At 69.0% G+C, this 15,730-nt stretch carries 18 protein-coding genes; 3 read left to right on the top strand and 15 right to left on the bottom strand.

Annotated elements, in window-relative coordinates; translation table 11 throughout:
- Nucleotides 1-10 precede the first annotated feature (10 nt).
- On the top strand, nt 11-1,093 hold the full coding sequence (locus tag ACIN94_RS17330) for a suppressor of fused domain protein (protein WP_400706564.1): 1,083 nt from the start codon (nt 11-13) through the stop codon (nt 1,091-1,093).
- Between the two features lie 25 nt (nt 1,094-1,118).
- Here ACIN94_RS17330 and ACIN94_RS17325 read toward each other — a convergent pair whose 3' ends face one another.
- The 6 genes from ACIN94_RS17325 to ACIN94_RS17300 form a co-directional block, all read right to left on the bottom strand.
- Nucleotides 1,119-1,943 carry a phosphatidate cytidylyltransferase gene (locus ACIN94_RS17325; protein WP_400706561.1) on the bottom strand — a complete coding sequence of 275 codons (825 nt, stop codon included), beginning with the start codon at nt 1,941-1,943 and terminating at the stop codon, nt 1,119-1,121.
- A gap of 72 nt (nt 1,944-2,015) precedes the next feature.
- Complete coding sequence (frr, locus tag ACIN94_RS17320; protein WP_400706558.1) at nt 2,016-2,573, bottom strand: ribosome recycling factor; 558 nt, start codon at nt 2,571-2,573, stop codon at nt 2,016-2,018.
- Nucleotides 2,574-2,582: 9 nt separating this feature from the next.
- Nucleotides 2,583-3,353, bottom strand: a complete 771-nt coding sequence (gene pyrH, locus ACIN94_RS17315) for a UMP kinase (protein ID WP_400706555.1) — start codon at nt 3,351-3,353, stop codon at nt 2,583-2,585.
- Between the two features lie 52 nt (nt 3,354-3,405).
- Complete coding sequence (tsf, locus tag ACIN94_RS17310; RefSeq protein WP_400706552.1) at nt 3,406-4,239, bottom strand: translation elongation factor Ts; 834 nt, start codon at nt 4,237-4,239, stop codon at nt 3,406-3,408.
- A gap of 107 nt (nt 4,240-4,346) precedes the next feature.
- Entirely contained in the window at nt 4,347-5,276 is a 930-nt protein-coding gene (gene rpsB / locus ACIN94_RS17305; protein ID WP_400706549.1) for a 30S ribosomal protein S2, read from the bottom strand.
- 278 nt (nt 5,277-5,554) lie between these two features.
- Nucleotides 5,555-6,154 (bottom strand): ArsR/SmtB family transcription factor, encoded by a 600-nt coding sequence (locus ACIN94_RS17300; protein ID WP_400706546.1) that lies wholly within the window; start codon nt 6,152-6,154, stop codon nt 5,555-5,557.
- Between the two features lie 67 nt (nt 6,155-6,221).
- On the opposite strand from ACIN94_RS17300, the gene ACIN94_RS17295 reads away from it, so the two are divergent.
- Entirely contained in the window at nt 6,222-7,484 is a 1,263-nt protein-coding gene (locus tag ACIN94_RS17295; RefSeq protein WP_400706543.1) for an MFS transporter, read from the top strand.
- 113 nt (nt 7,485-7,597) lie between these two features.
- Entirely contained in the window at nt 7,598-8,221 is a 624-nt protein-coding gene (locus ACIN94_RS17290) for a murein hydrolase activator EnvC family protein (RefSeq protein WP_400706540.1), read from the top strand.
- Between the two features lie 78 nt (nt 8,222-8,299).
- Here ACIN94_RS17290 and dprA read toward each other — a convergent pair whose 3' ends face one another.
- From dprA to trmD, 9 genes are all read right to left on the bottom strand, one after another.
- Nucleotides 8,300-9,490 carry a DNA-processing protein DprA gene (gene dprA / locus ACIN94_RS17285; RefSeq protein WP_400706537.1) on the bottom strand — a complete coding sequence of 397 codons (1,191 nt, stop codon included), beginning with the start codon at nt 9,488-9,490 and terminating at the stop codon, nt 8,300-8,302.
- Nucleotides 9,487-11,079 carry a YifB family Mg chelatase-like AAA ATPase gene (locus ACIN94_RS17280; RefSeq protein WP_400706534.1) on the bottom strand — a complete coding sequence of 531 codons (1,593 nt, stop codon included), beginning with the start codon at nt 11,077-11,079 and terminating at the stop codon, nt 9,487-9,489. The genes dprA and ACIN94_RS17280 overlap by 4 nt, the downstream gene beginning before the upstream one ends.
- The gene (locus ACIN94_RS17275) at nt 11,080-11,433 is read right to left on the bottom strand and encodes a YraN family protein (RefSeq protein ID WP_400706531.1); all 354 of its coding nucleotides are present in this window, start codon (nt 11,431-11,433) and stop codon (nt 11,080-11,082) included.
- Between the two features lie 108 nt (nt 11,434-11,541).
- Nucleotides 11,542-11,865 (bottom strand): DUF2469 domain-containing protein, encoded by a 324-nt coding sequence (locus tag ACIN94_RS17270; protein ID WP_400706528.1) that lies wholly within the window; start codon nt 11,863-11,865, stop codon nt 11,542-11,544.
- 38 nt (nt 11,866-11,903) lie between these two features.
- Nucleotides 11,904-12,590, bottom strand: a complete 687-nt coding sequence (locus ACIN94_RS17265; protein ID WP_400706525.1) for a ribonuclease HII — start codon at nt 12,588-12,590, stop codon at nt 11,904-11,906.
- A gap of 119 nt (nt 12,591-12,709) precedes the next feature.
- The gene (gene lepB / locus ACIN94_RS17260; protein WP_400706522.1) at nt 12,710-13,333 is read right to left on the bottom strand and encodes a signal peptidase I; all 624 of its coding nucleotides are present in this window, start codon (nt 13,331-13,333) and stop codon (nt 12,710-12,712) included.
- Nucleotides 13,334-13,342: 9 nt separating this feature from the next.
- Nucleotides 13,343-14,212 carry a signal peptidase I gene (gene lepB / locus ACIN94_RS17255; protein ID WP_400706519.1) on the bottom strand — a complete coding sequence of 290 codons (870 nt, stop codon included), beginning with the start codon at nt 14,210-14,212 and terminating at the stop codon, nt 13,343-13,345.
- Nucleotides 14,213-14,363: 151 nt separating this feature from the next.
- Entirely contained in the window at nt 14,364-14,717 is a 354-nt protein-coding gene (gene rplS, locus ACIN94_RS17250; RefSeq protein WP_400706516.1) for a 50S ribosomal protein L19, read from the bottom strand.
- A gap of 244 nt (nt 14,718-14,961) precedes the next feature.
- The gene (trmD, locus tag ACIN94_RS17245) at nt 14,962-15,729 is read right to left on the bottom strand and encodes a tRNA (guanosine(37)-N1)-methyltransferase TrmD (RefSeq protein ID WP_400706513.1); all 768 of its coding nucleotides are present in this window, start codon (nt 15,727-15,729) and stop codon (nt 14,962-14,964) included.
- Nucleotide 15,730 lies beyond the last annotated feature (1 nt).

Here is a 15,730-nt window from a genome sequence, read left to right as displayed (position 1 = left end):
GTCCGGAGGTATGGCGACAATCCGGCCCTCAGGCGAGCGGGGAAACGGCGTCGAGGTCGTGCTCACCGACGTCAATCCCTATGGGAGCCGCACCCTGGTGGTCGAACGCGACGAGACTTCCTCGGTAGCTTACCTGTGCGGGACCGGAGGGACGGTGCACGGAGCGGTCTGGCTGGCCAACCACGATCCGGCTCCGGCGACGATCGACCTGGACCGCCTGAACTCCGAACTGCCCCCGGCGGTGCCCCGGGCGAACACCCGGCACCCCGATGGCAGGCCACCGCTGGGCACGCTGCGACCGCTCTGGTCCGAGGAGGGCGACGGCGTCGCCCTGTACGAGAACGACGAGCTGCTCGCGGTCATTCCTGGCTGGGCCGACACGGGCAGGGGCATACCGGGCTACTCCCGCGACGCGGTGGGCGAGTCGCCGTTCGCCCGGTCGCTGGAGCAGGTCCGTGAGGGCCTGACCTCCCAGCTGGCCAAGGCCCGCGCCTACTGGGACTGGCGAGGCAGCGACGGCGCCTGGGCCTCGTTCCAGCAGTTCGTGATGGGCCACCTGGACCGGACGGCCGGCGGTGCGGGTCGGTTCTGGGACGCCGGCGGCGACCGGTTGCCCACGGTCGGTATCACCGAACGGCCGCCGGAACGGGAGCGGGAGCACACGATCCTGTCCACGGTGGGAATGAGCTGCCAGCGGATGCCCGCCATGGAGCAGTACATCGACCGGCCGGACGCCTATGCCCGGGTGGAGCTCGCCGTGGCCACCCCCGGCGACGCGCGGGACGCGGCCCGGCTGTTCCTGTGGCTGGGCCAGTATCCATGGCACTCGGTCACCTGGATCGGCCACGGCCACACGGCCAAGTGGTACCACCGGCCGGAGACGTTCCCGCTCGGCCCCGCCTACAGCGGCGTCATCATGCTGGCCGGGCTGCCGGGCCTGCCGGACCTGTCGGGCTTCACCTTCGGCGGGGACGTCGTGCGGTGGCTCTGGCTGGTCCCGATCACCGCCGACGAGCTGCGCCTGGTCGCGGAGAACGGCTATCGGACACTGCTCCCCCGGCTGTCAGCCGACCGGCTCACCCGGGCGGGATGATCGCACCGCCCGGCCCGGGCCGCGCTCAGACGAGCAGGGTGAGCAGCGCCCAGACCGGGATCAGCGCGACGACGAGGGAGTCGAGCCGGTCCATCAGGCCGCCGTGACCGGGCAGCACGCTGCCCATGTCCTTGACGCCGAGATCCCGCTTGATCACTGATTCGACCAGGTCGCCGAGCGTGGCGAAGACCACCACGACGGCGCCGATCAGCACGCCTTTCCAGACGTCGCCGTCCAGCCGCCACGCCACCAGCCAGCCGCCCACGGCCATGCACGCCAGCGCCGACCCGGCGAAGCCCTCCCAGGTCTTCTTCGGGCTGATCAGCGGGGACATCCTGTGCTTGCCGAAGGATATTCCTGCGAAATATCCGCCGATGTCACTCGCGACCGTGGTGGCGATGAAGACGATCACCCGGTCGGGGCCGTCGAGCGGATGCGCGAGCAGCAGCGCCACGAACCCGGCGAGCATCGAGGGATAGACCGTGACCAGGATGCTCGCGGTGGTGTCGCGGACGTAGCCGTCGGAGCCCTGGAACATCCGCCAGATCATCAGCACGAGCGCGGTCATGGCGAAGATGCCGACCAGCCACGCGGGCCCGCCGTAGTAGGCGCCGACGATCATGGCGGCCATCCCGGCCAGGACCGGGACCACCGGGACGGTGATGCCCCTGGTGGCGAACGACTTGACCAGTTCGGTCACACCGATGCCCACCGCCGCGATCACCACGGCGAGGAAGAGCACCTTGACGAAGTAGAGAGAGCCGATGATCACGGCTCCCAGACCGGCACCCACCGCGATCGCGACGGGAAGATTCCGGCCGGTACGGCTACCACCCGCCGCAGGTTCCAAGGGGGTCCTACTCTCAATACACAAAATCCTTGTCCCGCGTGGAGCACCCACGCGAGACAAGGACCGATGGGTTCAGACTTCGAGCAGCTCGGCTTCCTTGTGCTTGAGCAGCTCGTCGATCTTGGCTACGTGCTTCTGGGTGAGGTCGTCGAGCTCCTTTTCGGCGCGACGCACCTCGTCCTCGCCTGCCTCGCTGTCCTTGACCATCTTGTCGAGGGTCTCCTTGGCGTTGCGGCGGATGTTACGGATGGAGACCCTGGAGTGCTCCGCCTTGTTCCGAGCGACCTTGATGTACTCCTTGCGGCGCTCCTCCGACAGCTCGGGGAAGGCCACGCGGATGACCTGGCCGTCGTTGCCGGGGTTGACACCGAGATCGGAGTTGCGGATCGCCTTCTCGATCGCGGCCATCGAGCCCTTGTCGAAGGGCTGGATGATGACCATGCGGGCCTCGGGGACATGGAACGAGGCCAGCTGCTGAATGGGAGTGGGCGTCCCGTAGTATTCAGCGCTGATCTTGTTGAACATCGACGGGGTGACGCGGCCCGTGCGGATGGCTGCGAAGTCCTCCTTCGCCACCGACACCGCCTTGTCCATCTTTTCCTCGGCTTCGAGGAGGGTTTCGTCGATCACAGCGGCTCCCTATTTCCCTGCCGGACTCACCAGCGTGCCGATCTTTTCACCACGTACCGCCCGCAGGATGTTGCCCTCACCCATGAGGTCGAAGACGACGATGGGCAGGCCGTTGTCCATGCACAGGCTGATCGCGGTGGCATCCATGACACCGAGACCGCGGGTCAGCACCTCACCATATTCGAGGTGGTCGAACCGGACGGCGTCGGAGTTCTTCCGGGGGTCGGCGTCGTAGACGCCGTCCACCTGGGTGCCCTTGAGCAGCGCCTCGGCACCGATCTCCAGCGCGCGCTGTGCGGCACAGGTGTCGGTGGAGAAGAACGGTGAACCGAGCCCTGCCCCGAAGATGACCACACGCCCCTTCTCCAGGTGACGGATGGCACGGCGGGGCAGGAAGGGCTCGGCGACCTGCTGCATGGTGATGGCCGTCTGGACACGGGTGTCGATGCCCCGCTTCTCCAGGAAATCCTGAAGAGCCAGGCAGTTGATCACTGTGCCGAGCATGCCCATGTAGTCGGCTCTGGCGCGGTCCATGCCGCTCTCGGACAGAGCGGCGCCCCGGAACATGTTTCCACCGCCGACCACGACCGCGACCTGCACGCCCTTCCGGACGGCCTCGGCGATCGAGTCAGCCAGGTGACTGACGACAGCCGGGTCGATGCCCTGCGGCTCTCCCCCGGCGAACGCCTCACCCGACAACTTCAGCATGACCCGCTTCCAGCGGAGCGGGCCCGAATACGACGAAACCGCCGACGTAGCGGGTTCTTGGTTCTCCGGCACGACGACGGCCTCCTCGTTTAGTGCTCTGCTGCTGAGAGAAGCTGAGTTAAGACTAGGCCTGCCCAACCTTGAAGCGGACAAAGGCCTCGACCTTGACACCGTTCTCGTCGGCGAACTTCGCGATGGACTTCTTGTTGTCCTTCACGAAGGCCTGCTCCAGCAGGGTGAAGTCCTTGTACCAGCCGTTGATGCGGCCATCGACGATCTTACCGATGGCGGCCTCGGGCTTGCCCTCCTCGCGGGTCATCTCCTCGAAGAGCGCGCGCTCCTTCTCGATGACGTCGGCGGGGACGGCCTCCGGGTTGAGATACTTCGGAGCCATCGCGGCGGCGTGCTGCGCGACGTCCTTGGCGACCTGGGCGTTGGGGGTGTCGAGCTGAACGAGCACGCCGACCGTGGGCGGAAGCTGCGGGTCGGTCTTGTGCATGTAGGCGCCGACGAAGCCACCCTCGAGCACCGCGAAACGACGGATCTCGATCTTCTCGCCGAGTGCGGCGTTGGCCTCGTCCAGGTGCTCCTTGACGGTCTTACCGTCGAGCTGGGAGTCCAGCAGGGAGGGCACGTCGGCCGGCTTGGTGGCCAGGATGTGCTCGACGACCTGGGCGGCAAGCTCCTGGAAGCGCTCACCCTTCGCGACGAAGTCGGTCTCGCAGTTGAGCTCGAGCAGCGCGGCGGCGGAGTCACCGGCCTGCTTCAGAGCGACCAGGCCGTTGGAGGCGGTACGGGCCTCACGCTTGCCGACGTCCTTGGCGCCCTTGAGGCGCAGGATCTCGACGGCGCGCTCGAAGTCGCCCTCGGACTCCTCAAGAGCCTTCTTGCAGTCCATCATGCCGGCGGCGGTCAGCTCACGAAGCCGCTTGACGTCGGCCATGTTCACGGAAGCCATTGTCTTTCCTCGTGGGAGTCGTCGTGGATCGGGTGGGTGCCCTCATCTTGAACGCACCCACCCGGAAGAGTCTTGCGAGTCGTACGGCCGGGCCGTACGGGAAGGAGCTAGGCCTGCTTCTCGGCGTCGGCGTCGTTCTCGGCGACCGGAGCAGCCTCGGCCTCGGCGGCCGGAGCCTCGTCGGCGACCGGAGCAGCCTCAGCAGCCGGAGCAGCCTCAGCGACCGGAGCAGCCTCAGCGACCGGAGCAGCCTCGGCACCGGCGAGCAGCTCCTGCTCCCACTCGGCCAGCGGCTCGGCGCCACCGGCGACGGCCGGCTTGTCGTCGCCGCGGGTGGCACCGGCGCGGGCCATGAGGCCGGCGGCGACGGCGTCGGCGACGACGCGGGTCAGCAGGCCGACGGCGCGGATGGCGTCGTCGTTACCCGGGATCGGGTAGTCGACCTCGTCCGGGTCACAGTTGGTGTCGAGGATCGCGACGACCGGGATGTTGAGCTTGCGAGCCTCGCTGATCCCGATGTGCTCCTTCTTGGTGTCGACGACCCACACCGCGCTGGGAACGCGGGCCATGTCGCGGATACCACCGAGGGTGCGCTCCAGCTTCTCCTTCTCGCGGCGGCGCATGAGGAGCTCCTTCTTGGTGAGCCCCGACGCGGCCACGTTGTCGAAGTCGAGCTCCTCGAGCTCCTTCAGACGCTGAAGCCTCTTGTGCACGGTGGAGAAGTTGGTGAGCATGCCACCCAGCCAGCGCTGGTTGACGTACGGCATGCCGACACGCGCCGCCTGCTCGGCGATGGCCTCCTGGGCCTGCTTCTTCGTGCCGATGAACATGATCGTGCCGCCGTGCGCGACGGTCTCCTTGACGAAGTCATAGGCCCGGTCGATGAAGGCCAGCGACTTCTGCAGGTCGATGATGTAGATGCCGTTGCGCTCGGTGAAGATGAAGCGCTTCATCTTCGGGTTCCAGCGACGGGTCTGGTGGCCGAAGTGAACGCCGCTCTCGAGCAGCTGTCGCATGGTGACGACGGGGGTGGACATGTGATTGTCCTCCAGGTCGGGGCGCCCGTCCGGGCGCTGTTCTCGGTTGACGCGACAGCCCGCGGCTGCCGCCCTGATGCCCCGAACCGGCTCCTCCCGGGCTCTCACCCGGACCGAGGGAACGATTCTTGACGGAGCATGCGAAGTCGGCCTGTGAGTGACAGGCCATCGAAAAGTGTACCCGTAATCAGGTCTCGCCCTGACCTCGGCACGTCAAGTCCGCCCTATCCTCACCGACCGTTTCCGGAGAGATCTCCGGCCGCGGACACCACTTCCGATCATTCGCGGGGGATCCCGTGCGGCCGCCGCTCGACACGTGGGAAGAGGCTCACCTGCGCCTCGGCGATCCGCGCTCCGGCCGGGGCCTGAGCACGGTCCCGGGAGGCGATCCGGTAGGGGGCGAGCAGTTCGTCGATCTGCTCGCCCAGCCGCTTCATCTCCTCGGCGTCCACCAGCAGGACGGCCCGGTTGAGCACCGAGGCCTCCCGCCACTCCGGGGGTTCCCTGTCGAAGTTGTCCAGGGCACGGGTCACCTCCTCGGCCGCCTGATCGCGCACAGCCTTGATCAGCAGGTCCTTTGCCGTCCGGACCTCGGGCCGGTCGTCCGGGTTAGGGCTGATGGTCACGCCACCGGGAGTGGCCCGCCAGAGGCGCTCCCTGCCGTCGCCACGCGGAGGCGCGTCCTCGGTGAAGCCGTACTTGGCGAGCATGCGCAGGTGATAGCTCGCCGCGCTCGGCGTCACGCCGACGACCTCGGCGACGTCGGTGGCGGTGGCCGGCCCCTCGGACTGGAGCCGGTTCAGGATGGCGAGCCGCGCGGGGTGCGCCAGGGCGCGCATCGCCGTGGGGTCGGTGATCGGCCTCCGTACCTCGGTCATGTGCAAACCGTACCTTCTTCAGTCTGAAGGATTGCCTTCATAACTATGAAGGATTATCTTCATAGTTATGAAGCATTCCCTTCAGAAAGCGGTGATCCCCGTGCTTCAGCCCCTCCCCCTGCGCAGGCAGCGCGACTACCGGCTGCTGCTGTCCGCCCGCGCCGTCTCCGAGACCGGGACCGAGGTCTCCCGGCTGGCCGTACCCCTGACCGCCGCCACCCTGCTCGGTGCCTCCCCGGCCCAGATGGGCATCCTCGCCGCCGCGACCTCGGCCCCCTACCTGCTGATCGGGCTCCAGGCGGGTGCGGTCGCCGACCGGCTGAGGCGGCACCGTCCGGTCATGATCGGCTGCGAGGTGATCTCGGCCGTCGCCATGGCCACCATCCCGGCGGCCTGGATCGCCGGGCTGCTGACCGTGCCCTGGCTGATCGCGGTGGCATTCACCGTCGGCACCTGCGCGGTGGTCTTCCGCGCGATGAACTTCCCGCACATGGTCGCGGTGGTGCACGAGAGCCAGCGGACCGAGGCGCTCGCGGGCTTCCAGTCGGCCTACTCCCTGGCCACCGTCGGCGGCCCGGGACTCGCCGGGCTGCTCGTCCAGTTGATCACTGCGCCGTTCGCGATCCTGGTCAACGCGGCATCGTTCCTGGCCTCCGCGTTCCTGATCCGGACGATCAAAACGCCGGAGGCCCACACCCCCGCTCCGCCGCGCGGCATGTGGATCGAGATCCGCGAGGGCCTGCGCGGCGTGGCCGGGCACCCGACGCTCCGCGCGCTCTGCGGCTGCGGAGTCACGATCAACTTCTTCGCCTCCGCCTTCATCGCGCTGTTCGTGATCTACTCGCTCAACGTGCTCGGCCTGCCCGGCGGGCTGCTCGGCGTACTCACCGCCTTCGCCGGTGTGGGCGGCCTGCTCGGCGCGGCGATCACCCCGCGCCTGGCCAGGCGGCTCGGCGAGAACCGGCTGCTGGTCTACTCGGTGCTGCTCTTCCCGCTCGACTTCGTCACCGCGGCGCTCGCCTCCGGCCCGATCTGGGCGAAGTTCCTGCTCATGTCCGTCAGCACGCTGATCACCGGCATGGTCATCGTGTCCTTCTCCGTCTGTTTCGGCACCGTCGTCCTCCGCGAGAGCCCCGCCGACCTCCTCGGCCGGATCAACGCCACGATGACCTTCACGATCCAGGGCGTCCTCGCCCTGGGCAGCCTCACCGGCGGCCTGCTCGGCGAGCTGCTGGGGCTGCGCCCAGTGCTGTGGATCTGTGCGGCCGGAGTCCTGCTCACGATCCCGTGGATCTGGCTCTCCCCGCTCCGCCGCTCCGCGACCCGTTGACGTACGGCACAGGCGGGATCGGAGAACAGCGGATGTCCACAGCCCCGATCACCTGTCCACAGAATCCCGCTCGGCGCGCCCGGACCCCTCATACGTCTCCCATCCTCGGAAACGTGAATCGCTTCCGCGCCCTCGGGGCGCAGGCCTCGCTCCCCGTCCTGCTGTCCACGCTGCTGCTCGTCGCGCCGGAGGCCGCGGGCGCGCACGGCACACTCGGCCGGACCGCCCAGGGGAGAGCGCCGCAGCCCTCTTCCCGCTGGGACTGGCCCCTCACCGGGCGGCCCCGCGTGCTCCGCGGTTTCGCGCCCCCGGCCCAGCCCTGGCTGGCCGGGCACCGGGGCGCCGACCTCGCCGCGGCACCCGGCGAGCAGGTCCGCGCGGCCGGAGCCGGGACGGTCGGTTACGCGGGGCCGCTCGCGGATCGGGGGGTGGTGACGGTGCTTCACCCCGGCGGCCTGCGGACGACCTACCTGCCGGTCCAGCCGTCGGTACGGCGCGGCCAGAGGGTGGAGCGGGGTGAGGTGATCGGCGTCCTCCAGGATGTTCCCGGGCACTGCCCGGCCTCCTGCCTGCACTGGGGCCTGCTCCGCGACCACCTGTATCTCGACCCGCTGCTCCTGCTGGGCCGGGGCCAGGTCCGGCTTCTCCCCATCTGGCCTGCTTACCCGGCCCAGAGCGACCGGCCCGCCCGGGAGACACCTGCCACACGCGGGCCTGACCGTGGAGTTCCCGGCTGATGCGCGGGCGACGCCCCCGTGCGGGGCGGGCGGCGGCCGGCACCCTACGGCTCCGCACCGGCAGTCCGTGTCCTTGATCTAGCCACCGCCGGATCTGTCCGGACGCAGGCGCCAGCCCCGGGGAACACGCTCGACGTACCCGGCGGCGGCCAGGCCGCCGAGGCAGGACAGCACGGTCTCCAGGTCGACCCCCGCGGCCACCGCTATCGTCGCCGGACCCGCCCCGGCCCGGGCGGGCACCGCCTCAAGGACCGCACGGGTCTCGGGATTCAGCCGGTCACGCGGGAACACCGGGCCTCGGGGTTCGGGAGCCAGATCACCGCCCATCGCACCGACGAGCTCGATCATCTCCTCGGGAGTGGTCACACAGGTGGCCGTCCCCTGGCGGATCAACCGGTGACATCCCGCTGAGGTTTCCGAGGTCACCGGCCCCGGCACGGCGGCCAGGTGGCGGTTGAGCGAGACCGCGTGCCCCGCGGTGTTGAGCGCCCCGCTGCGCACGGCCGCCTCGACCACCACGGTGCCCCGTGTCAGCGCGGCGATGAGCCGGTTGCGGACCAGGAAACGCGGCCGAGTCGGGTGGACGCCCATCGGGCACTCGCTCACCAGCAGGCCCTGGGAACGCACGGCCGCGAACAGCGAGTGATGCGCGCTGGGATAGGCGATGTCGGTGCCGCAGGCGAGCACGGCGACGGTCGGTGTCCCGCAGGCCAGGGCGCCCCGGTGGACCGCCCCGTCGATGCCGTACGCGCCGCCTGACACCACACTCCATCCCCGTTCGCTCAACCCGGCCCCGAACTCCGCCGCGACATGCGTGCCATACGGCGTGGCGGCCCGGGAACCGACGACGGCGACGGAGCGCAGGCAGGAGAAGCGCAGATCGGCATCACCGTGGAGCCAGAGGGCGTGGGGGCGGGAGTCTCCCAGATCGTTCAGCTGGGTCGGCCATTCGCAGTCACCGGGAACCACCAGCCGCGCCCCTGCCCGCTCCCCTTCGGCCAGGTCGCGGTCAGGCTCGGCCGTCTCCAGCCGGGCCGCCCAGGCGGCGAACATCCGCTCAAGCCTGACGGTGACCCGCTCCTGCCGCGATCCGGCCGAGCCCTGGCACGAGGAGGCCGCGAACCAGCGGGCGAACTCGGGGTCCGGGCGCCCCTCCCGGATCCGCCCGACGGCGGCGTCCGGACCCTGTGAGGCGACGAGCCTGCCCATCACGGCGTCGCCGGGCTCGGCCAGCCGCATCAACGTGACCCGCGCGAGCCGGTCGTTCACCGTTCCTCCCCCAGCCACAGTCCGAGTGCGGCGTTGGTCTCCTCGACTTCGGGCCTGTCCCTGCCGCCGAGGTCGGCCAGGGTCCAGGCCACCCTGATCACGCGGTCCAGACCCCGGGCGCTCAGCTCTCCACTGTCCAGACAGTGGAGCAGGGGCGACATCGCCTGCGGCGACGGGCGGTAGTCGGCATGGAGCGCACGGGTGGGCATCTCGGCATTGCACCGCCACGGCCTGCCCGCGAACCGTTCGGCGGCCCGTCCGCGGGCGACGAGCACCCGCTCGGCCACCACCCGGCTCGGCTCGATGAACCGGCGGTCGGCGAGGAGCTCGCGGCGGGTCGACCGGTACAGGGTGACCTTGACGTCGATCCGGTCGAGCAACGGGCCGGAGAGCCTGGCCAGATAGCGACGGCGGGCCGCGGGAGTGCACCGGCACGGGTCCTCGGGGCTGGACGGCCGCGCGCAGGGACACCGGTTGGCTGCCAGCACCAGCATGAACCGGGCGGGGAACGTGACCGAGCCCAGCGCCCTGGAGACCGTCACCCTGCCCGATTCGAGCGGTTGCCTGAGCGAGTCGAGAACGGTCGCCGCGTATTCGGGAGCCTCGTCCATGAACAGGACACCCCTGTGGGCGAGCGATACCGCCCCCGGGCGGATCACCCCGCTGCCGCCGCCGATCACGGCCGCGACGGTCGCGGTGTGGTGAGGTGCCACGAACGGCGGACGGGTCAGCAGCGGGCGGTCCATCGGCAGCGCGCCCGCGATGGAGTGGATCGCGGTGACCTCCAGTGCCTCGTCCCGTTCCAGGGGCGGGAGCAGGGTGGGCAGCCGCTCGGCGAGCATCGTCTTGCCGGTGCCCGGCTGGCCCAGCATCCAGAGGTTGTGGCCTCCGGCGGCGCAGACCTCCAGTGCGCGGCGGGCGAAGGGCTGGCCGGCCACGTCGCCCAGGTCCGGGACGATCTCGTCCGGACCGTCCGGACCGTCCGGAGCGGCGGGCCGCGGGCCGCCCGGTCCGCCGCCGAGGCGGGGCGGCTCGGCGTACGGAGCGCCCCCGGCAGCGGGCCTGCCAGCCGGGTCGTCACTCCGCAGCCGGCTCACCAACTCCCCCAGGGTGGCGGCGGCGATCACGGTCACATCCGGCACGAGACCGGCCTCGGCGGCGTTGTGCGGAGGGACCACGACGGTGCGGGCACCGGCTCCGGCCGCCGCCAGCACGGCGGGGAGCACGCCGCGGACCGGTCTCATCGAGCCGTCAAGGCCGAGCTCGCCCAGGAAGAACGGCTCGGCGACCTTGGCGGGGGGCACGATCCCCGCCGCCGCGAGCAGGGCCACGGCGATCGCGACGTCGAACACGCTGCCGCGTTTGGGCAGGCTGGCGGGGAACAGGCTGACGGTGATCCGCGCGTCAGGCCAGCCGTAGCGGCTGTTGACCACGGCCGAGCGGACCCGGTCCCGCGCCTCGCTCAGCGCGGTGTCCAGCATGCCGATGAGATGCAGGCCGGCCATGCCGCTACCGACATCGGCCTCGACGTCAACGGGATGGCCGGTCACCCCGACCAGCGCGATGCAGCGCGTGCGTGCGACAGCCACTCACCACACCCCCCGCTCGTGGCGGAGGACGATGTCCCCCGCGAACCGCTCCAGGGCGATGACGTCGATACGGATGGAGTCGAACCGCTCAGACCGCGCGGCCAGCCAGCGGCCCGAGAGCCTGCGCAGGCGGCCGAGCTTCGCCTCGGTCACCGCCTCGAAGGCGGTCCCGTGGGTGCGGCCGGACCGGGCCTTCACCTCCACCACGACGAGCGCCCGCCCCTCACGGGCGACCACGTCGATCTCCCCGTCCGGGCATCGCCAGTTGCGATCCAGGATCTGCATGCCCTGCGCCAGCAGATAGTCGACGGCGACCTGTTCACCGTGCCTGCCGAACTCGTCCTTCGCGGCCATGGAACCACCTCCGGTCCCCGACCTTGGCTCAGCGCGCCCCGTCCCCAGCGGACCGAATCCGATTCTGTGGATACTCGGGAGGCGCGAGCCGCGTCTGTGGAGAACGCCTCAGCTGGAGAAACCCTCCTTGGGCATCTCCAGCTCGGGCTTGGCAAGCTCCTCTACGTTGACGTCCTTGAAGGTGACCACCCGGACGTTCTTCACGAACCTCGCCGGTCGGTACATGTCCCAGACCCAGGCGTCCTGCATCTTCACGTCGAAGAACACGTCACCGTTCTCGGCCGTCCGGACATCCAGATCAACAGAGTTGGTCAGGTAGAAGCGCCGCTCCGTCTCCACGACGTAGTTGAACAGCCCGACCACGTCGCGGTACTCACGGTAAAGCTGCAGCTCCATCTCGGTTTCGTATTTCTCGAGATCCTCTGCGCTCATACCGGTCCTCCTGTTGCACGCCTTCCCGGTCCACCCGATCAGGTGGGACCGGCCCCCACTTCATTCTCACCCATCACCCCGCCCGGCCTGGACCGCGCCACCGTCGCGAACGAGAATCGATGGGCCGGACACGGACCGTGAGCCTCCAGTGCCCTGCGATGACTCACGGTGCCATAACCCTTGTGCACCGCGAAACCGTACTCGGGATGGGATCCGTCCAGTTCGATCATCATCCTGTCCCGCGTCACCTTCGCCACGATCGAGGCCGCCGCGACGCAGGCCACCACCTGGTCGCCCTTCCACACGCCGAGTGACGGCACGGGCAGGCCCGGCACGGGGAAACCGTCGGTGAGCACGTAGCCGAGGTCACCGGACAACCGGGCGACGGCGCGGCGCATTCCCTCGATGTTGGACCTGTGCAGTCCACGCGCGTCGATCTCGGCCGGCGGGATCACCACCACGCTGACCGCCTCCGCGGTCGTCATGATCAGTCCGTACAGTGACTCGCGGCGGGAGGCGGTGAGCAGCTTGGAATCGTTCAGGCCGTCGATCCGGCGGCTGAGCACCACCGCGGCGACCACCAGCGGCCCGGCGCAGGCGCCCCGGCCGGCCTCGTCCACCCCTGCCACGGGCCCCAGCCCGCGGCGTGTGAGAGCCCGCTCATAGCCGTACAGTCCCGAATTCCGCCGGACCACGCTCGGCGCGGGACGGAACGCAACGGTCATGGCACCACGGCAGACATAGCGACCATGAGCCGAGAGTACGCCCCATCCGCGGCATTCGGTACCGCTATCGGACCTCGGCTCAGGGAACCCCGTCCGCCCGTCCCGGTGAAGATCTCGGACTACCGCGCCGTGTCGAAGGTCTCCGGTCCGGCGAAGACATCCGGTGTCGAGAGGATGGCCACACGGGAGGGCGGCCAGTAGATCGCGAAGGCCCGGCCGATCACGTCGTCCTCGGAGATCGTGCCCTCCCCCTCCATATTCTCGTGGCTGCGCGAGTCACCGGAGGCGGAGCGGTGATCTCCCATCACCCACAGGCGCCCCGGGGGCACGACCTTCTCGAACTTTTCGCCCGAGGGGAAGTCATCGGGGTACAGGTATTCCTTCTCGTCGATCGGAACCCCGTTGACGGTGATCCGCTTCTGGGCATCACAACACTTCACCGTGTCACCGCCGACCGCGATGACCCGCTTGATGGTGTCACCGCCCGGCCACCCCCTGAAGACCACCACGTCGCCGCGCTCGCTCTCGCCGTGCAACTGGTTGACGACCACATGGTCACCCTCCCGCAGGGTGTTCTCCATCGACTCCGAAGGGATCGAGAAATTCCGGAAGACGAAGGCCTGCAGCAGCAGGGCCACCACCACGCCGGACACGATCAGAGTCAGCGACTCGCGCAGGCCGCCCCTGCGGGACGGCTTCTTCTTCCCGGACTCCACGGACGTGCTGTCAGGTTCCACAGTCATGAGGTACGGCTACCGCCTTGAGAGCCAGCGACGACGCCACAGCACCAGCGGCACGGCCCCCGCGAAACCCGCGAGAAGCGGAGCGGCTTCTCCCAGGGCGACGGCCGCCTTGAGTGCGGGCTGCTGGAAGGTGTCGGGAATGGGGAGAATTTTCGCCCTGGAGAACGGCCATACGATCACGAAGGCCCGGCCGATCACCTTGTCCACCGGGATGGTTCCGTTACCAGGATCATCCATGTGGGAGCGGGAGTCGAGGGAGACCGAACGGTGGTCGCCCATGACCCAGAGGCGGCCCTGCGGGACCTTGACCTCGAAGGGTTCCCGGGACGGCACGTCACCGGGGTAGAGGTAGGACTTCTCGGCGAGGGGAACACCGTTGACCGTGACGCGCCCCTGAACGTCACAGCACTTCACGGTGTCGCCGGCGACACCGATGACGCGCTTGATGTAGTCCTTCTCGCCGGGGACCACACCGAAGGCGGTGCCAATCCAGCGGAAGAACGCGGAGACCGGGTTGGACGGCTCCTCGAACGGCACCTCGCCGTCCCAGGAGTCCACACCGGAGAACACCACGACGTCGCCGCGCTCGATGTCGCGGGTGTGGTAGACGAGCTTGTTCACCAGGACCCGGTCGTTCGTCAGGAGGGTGTTCTCCATCGACTCCGACGGGATGTAGAACGCCTGGATCACGAAGGTCTTGATTATCAGCGCGAGGACCAGCGCGACGACGAGCAGGACAGGAAGCTCCTTCCAGAGAGAGCCCTTCTTCTTGTCCTTGCCATCTTGGGCAGTCTTCTGGGCGTCTTCGGCAACCACGTCCACCTCGTCTTCGACAGGTCGACGCGAGGCTGCGCCGTACTCCCGGCCTTCGCTAGTCATCGTGGACGAGCCTAGATGATGACCGGCCTCGGCCTGTCTCCTACCGTACGGACATGGCTATGCGTCTTACCCATCGGAGGTCAAACCTCCTTGAACGGGACTGGCCCGCTCTCCGTGTGGGGAGGCGGGCCAGGACGGCAGGGGCGAGACCCTAGCGGGCGTCGCGCTTCTCGCGGATGCGAGCGGCCTTGCCGCGCAGGTCACGCATGTAGTAGAGCTTGGCGCGGCGGACGTCGCCACGGGTCACTACGGTGATCTTCTCGATGACGGGGCTGTGCACCGGGAAGGTGCGCTCGACGCCAACGCTGTAGCTGACCTTGCGGACGGTGAAGGTCTCGCGGGCGCCACTGCCCTGGCGGCGCAGGACGAAGCCCTTGAAGATCTGGACACGGGACCGGCTGCCCTCGATCACGCGGACGTGAACTTCGAGCGTGTCACCGGGACGGAAGTCCGGGACATCGCTGCGGAGCGTGGCCTTCTCAAGCTCGGTGATCAGCGTGTGCATGGCAGTGGTACCTCATTTACGCGAGCACCCGGAGGTCCACCCGGCCGCGCTGAAGCGGCTTCGAGATGGACACGCGTGCTGAATTGGACGGTGTCTTGGGAGTCAGGCCCATCTGCCCGACGGCGCGCGCCGACCTGTGGACAGTCGGCGGCAACGGTTCAGTCTGCCATATTTTCGCGACCGACCGGAAATCAACCCGTCAACCCGTCCCTCCGGTCCACGGACCACGGCCCCGACGTCATGATCAGTCGGGGAGGTCGAGCTCCGACAGGACCTGCCGGTCGTGCTTGTCCAGGCTCCCCGGATCGAGCACGGCCAGCAGTTCGGGACGGTTCTTCGCGGTACGGCGGAGCGCCTCGTCACGCCGCCACCGGGCGACCTTGCCGTGGTGCCCGGAGAGCAGGATCTCCGGAACCTCGTGCCCCCGCCACTCGGGCGGCTTGGTGTAGACGGGGCCTTCGAGAAGGTTCTCCATCGCCCCCGGCGCGAACGAGTCATCCACGGCCGAGTGGGCGTTGCCGAGCACGCCGGGCAGCAGCCGTCCGACGGCCTCGACCATCACCAGCACCGCCACCTCTCCACCGGCGAGCACGTAGTCGCCGATGCCGACCTCGTCCACGCGCACGCGCGAGCCGTACTCGGCCATGACCCTGGAGTCGATGCCCTCGTAACGGGCCGGGGTGAACAGCAGCCACGGTTCGGAGGCGTACTCCATGGCCAGCTTCTGGGTGAAAGGCACCCCGCTGGGAGTCGGCACGATGATCCTGGGCTGCGCGGTGGGGTCGGTGGCGAGGACGGCGTCGATGGCCTCCCCCCACGGGCCGGGCTTCATGACCATGCCGGGCCCGCCGCCGTAGGGAGTGTCGTCCACCGTGCGGTGCACGTCGTGAGCCCAGTCGCGGAGCTGGTGGAGGTGGATGTCGAGGATGCCGCGCTCGCGGGCCTTGCCGATGAGGGAGACGTCGAGCGGGGCGAAGTACTCGGGGAAGATCGAGATGATGTCGATGCGCATG

This window comes from Streptosporangium sp. NPDC087985 (assembly GCF_044741965.1).
Classification (GTDB): Bacteria; Actinomycetota; Actinomycetes; order Streptosporangiales; family Streptosporangiaceae; genus Streptosporangium.
The sequence above is the reverse complement of the archived record's forward strand: the minus strand, read 5'-3'. Positions and strand labels throughout refer to the sequence as shown.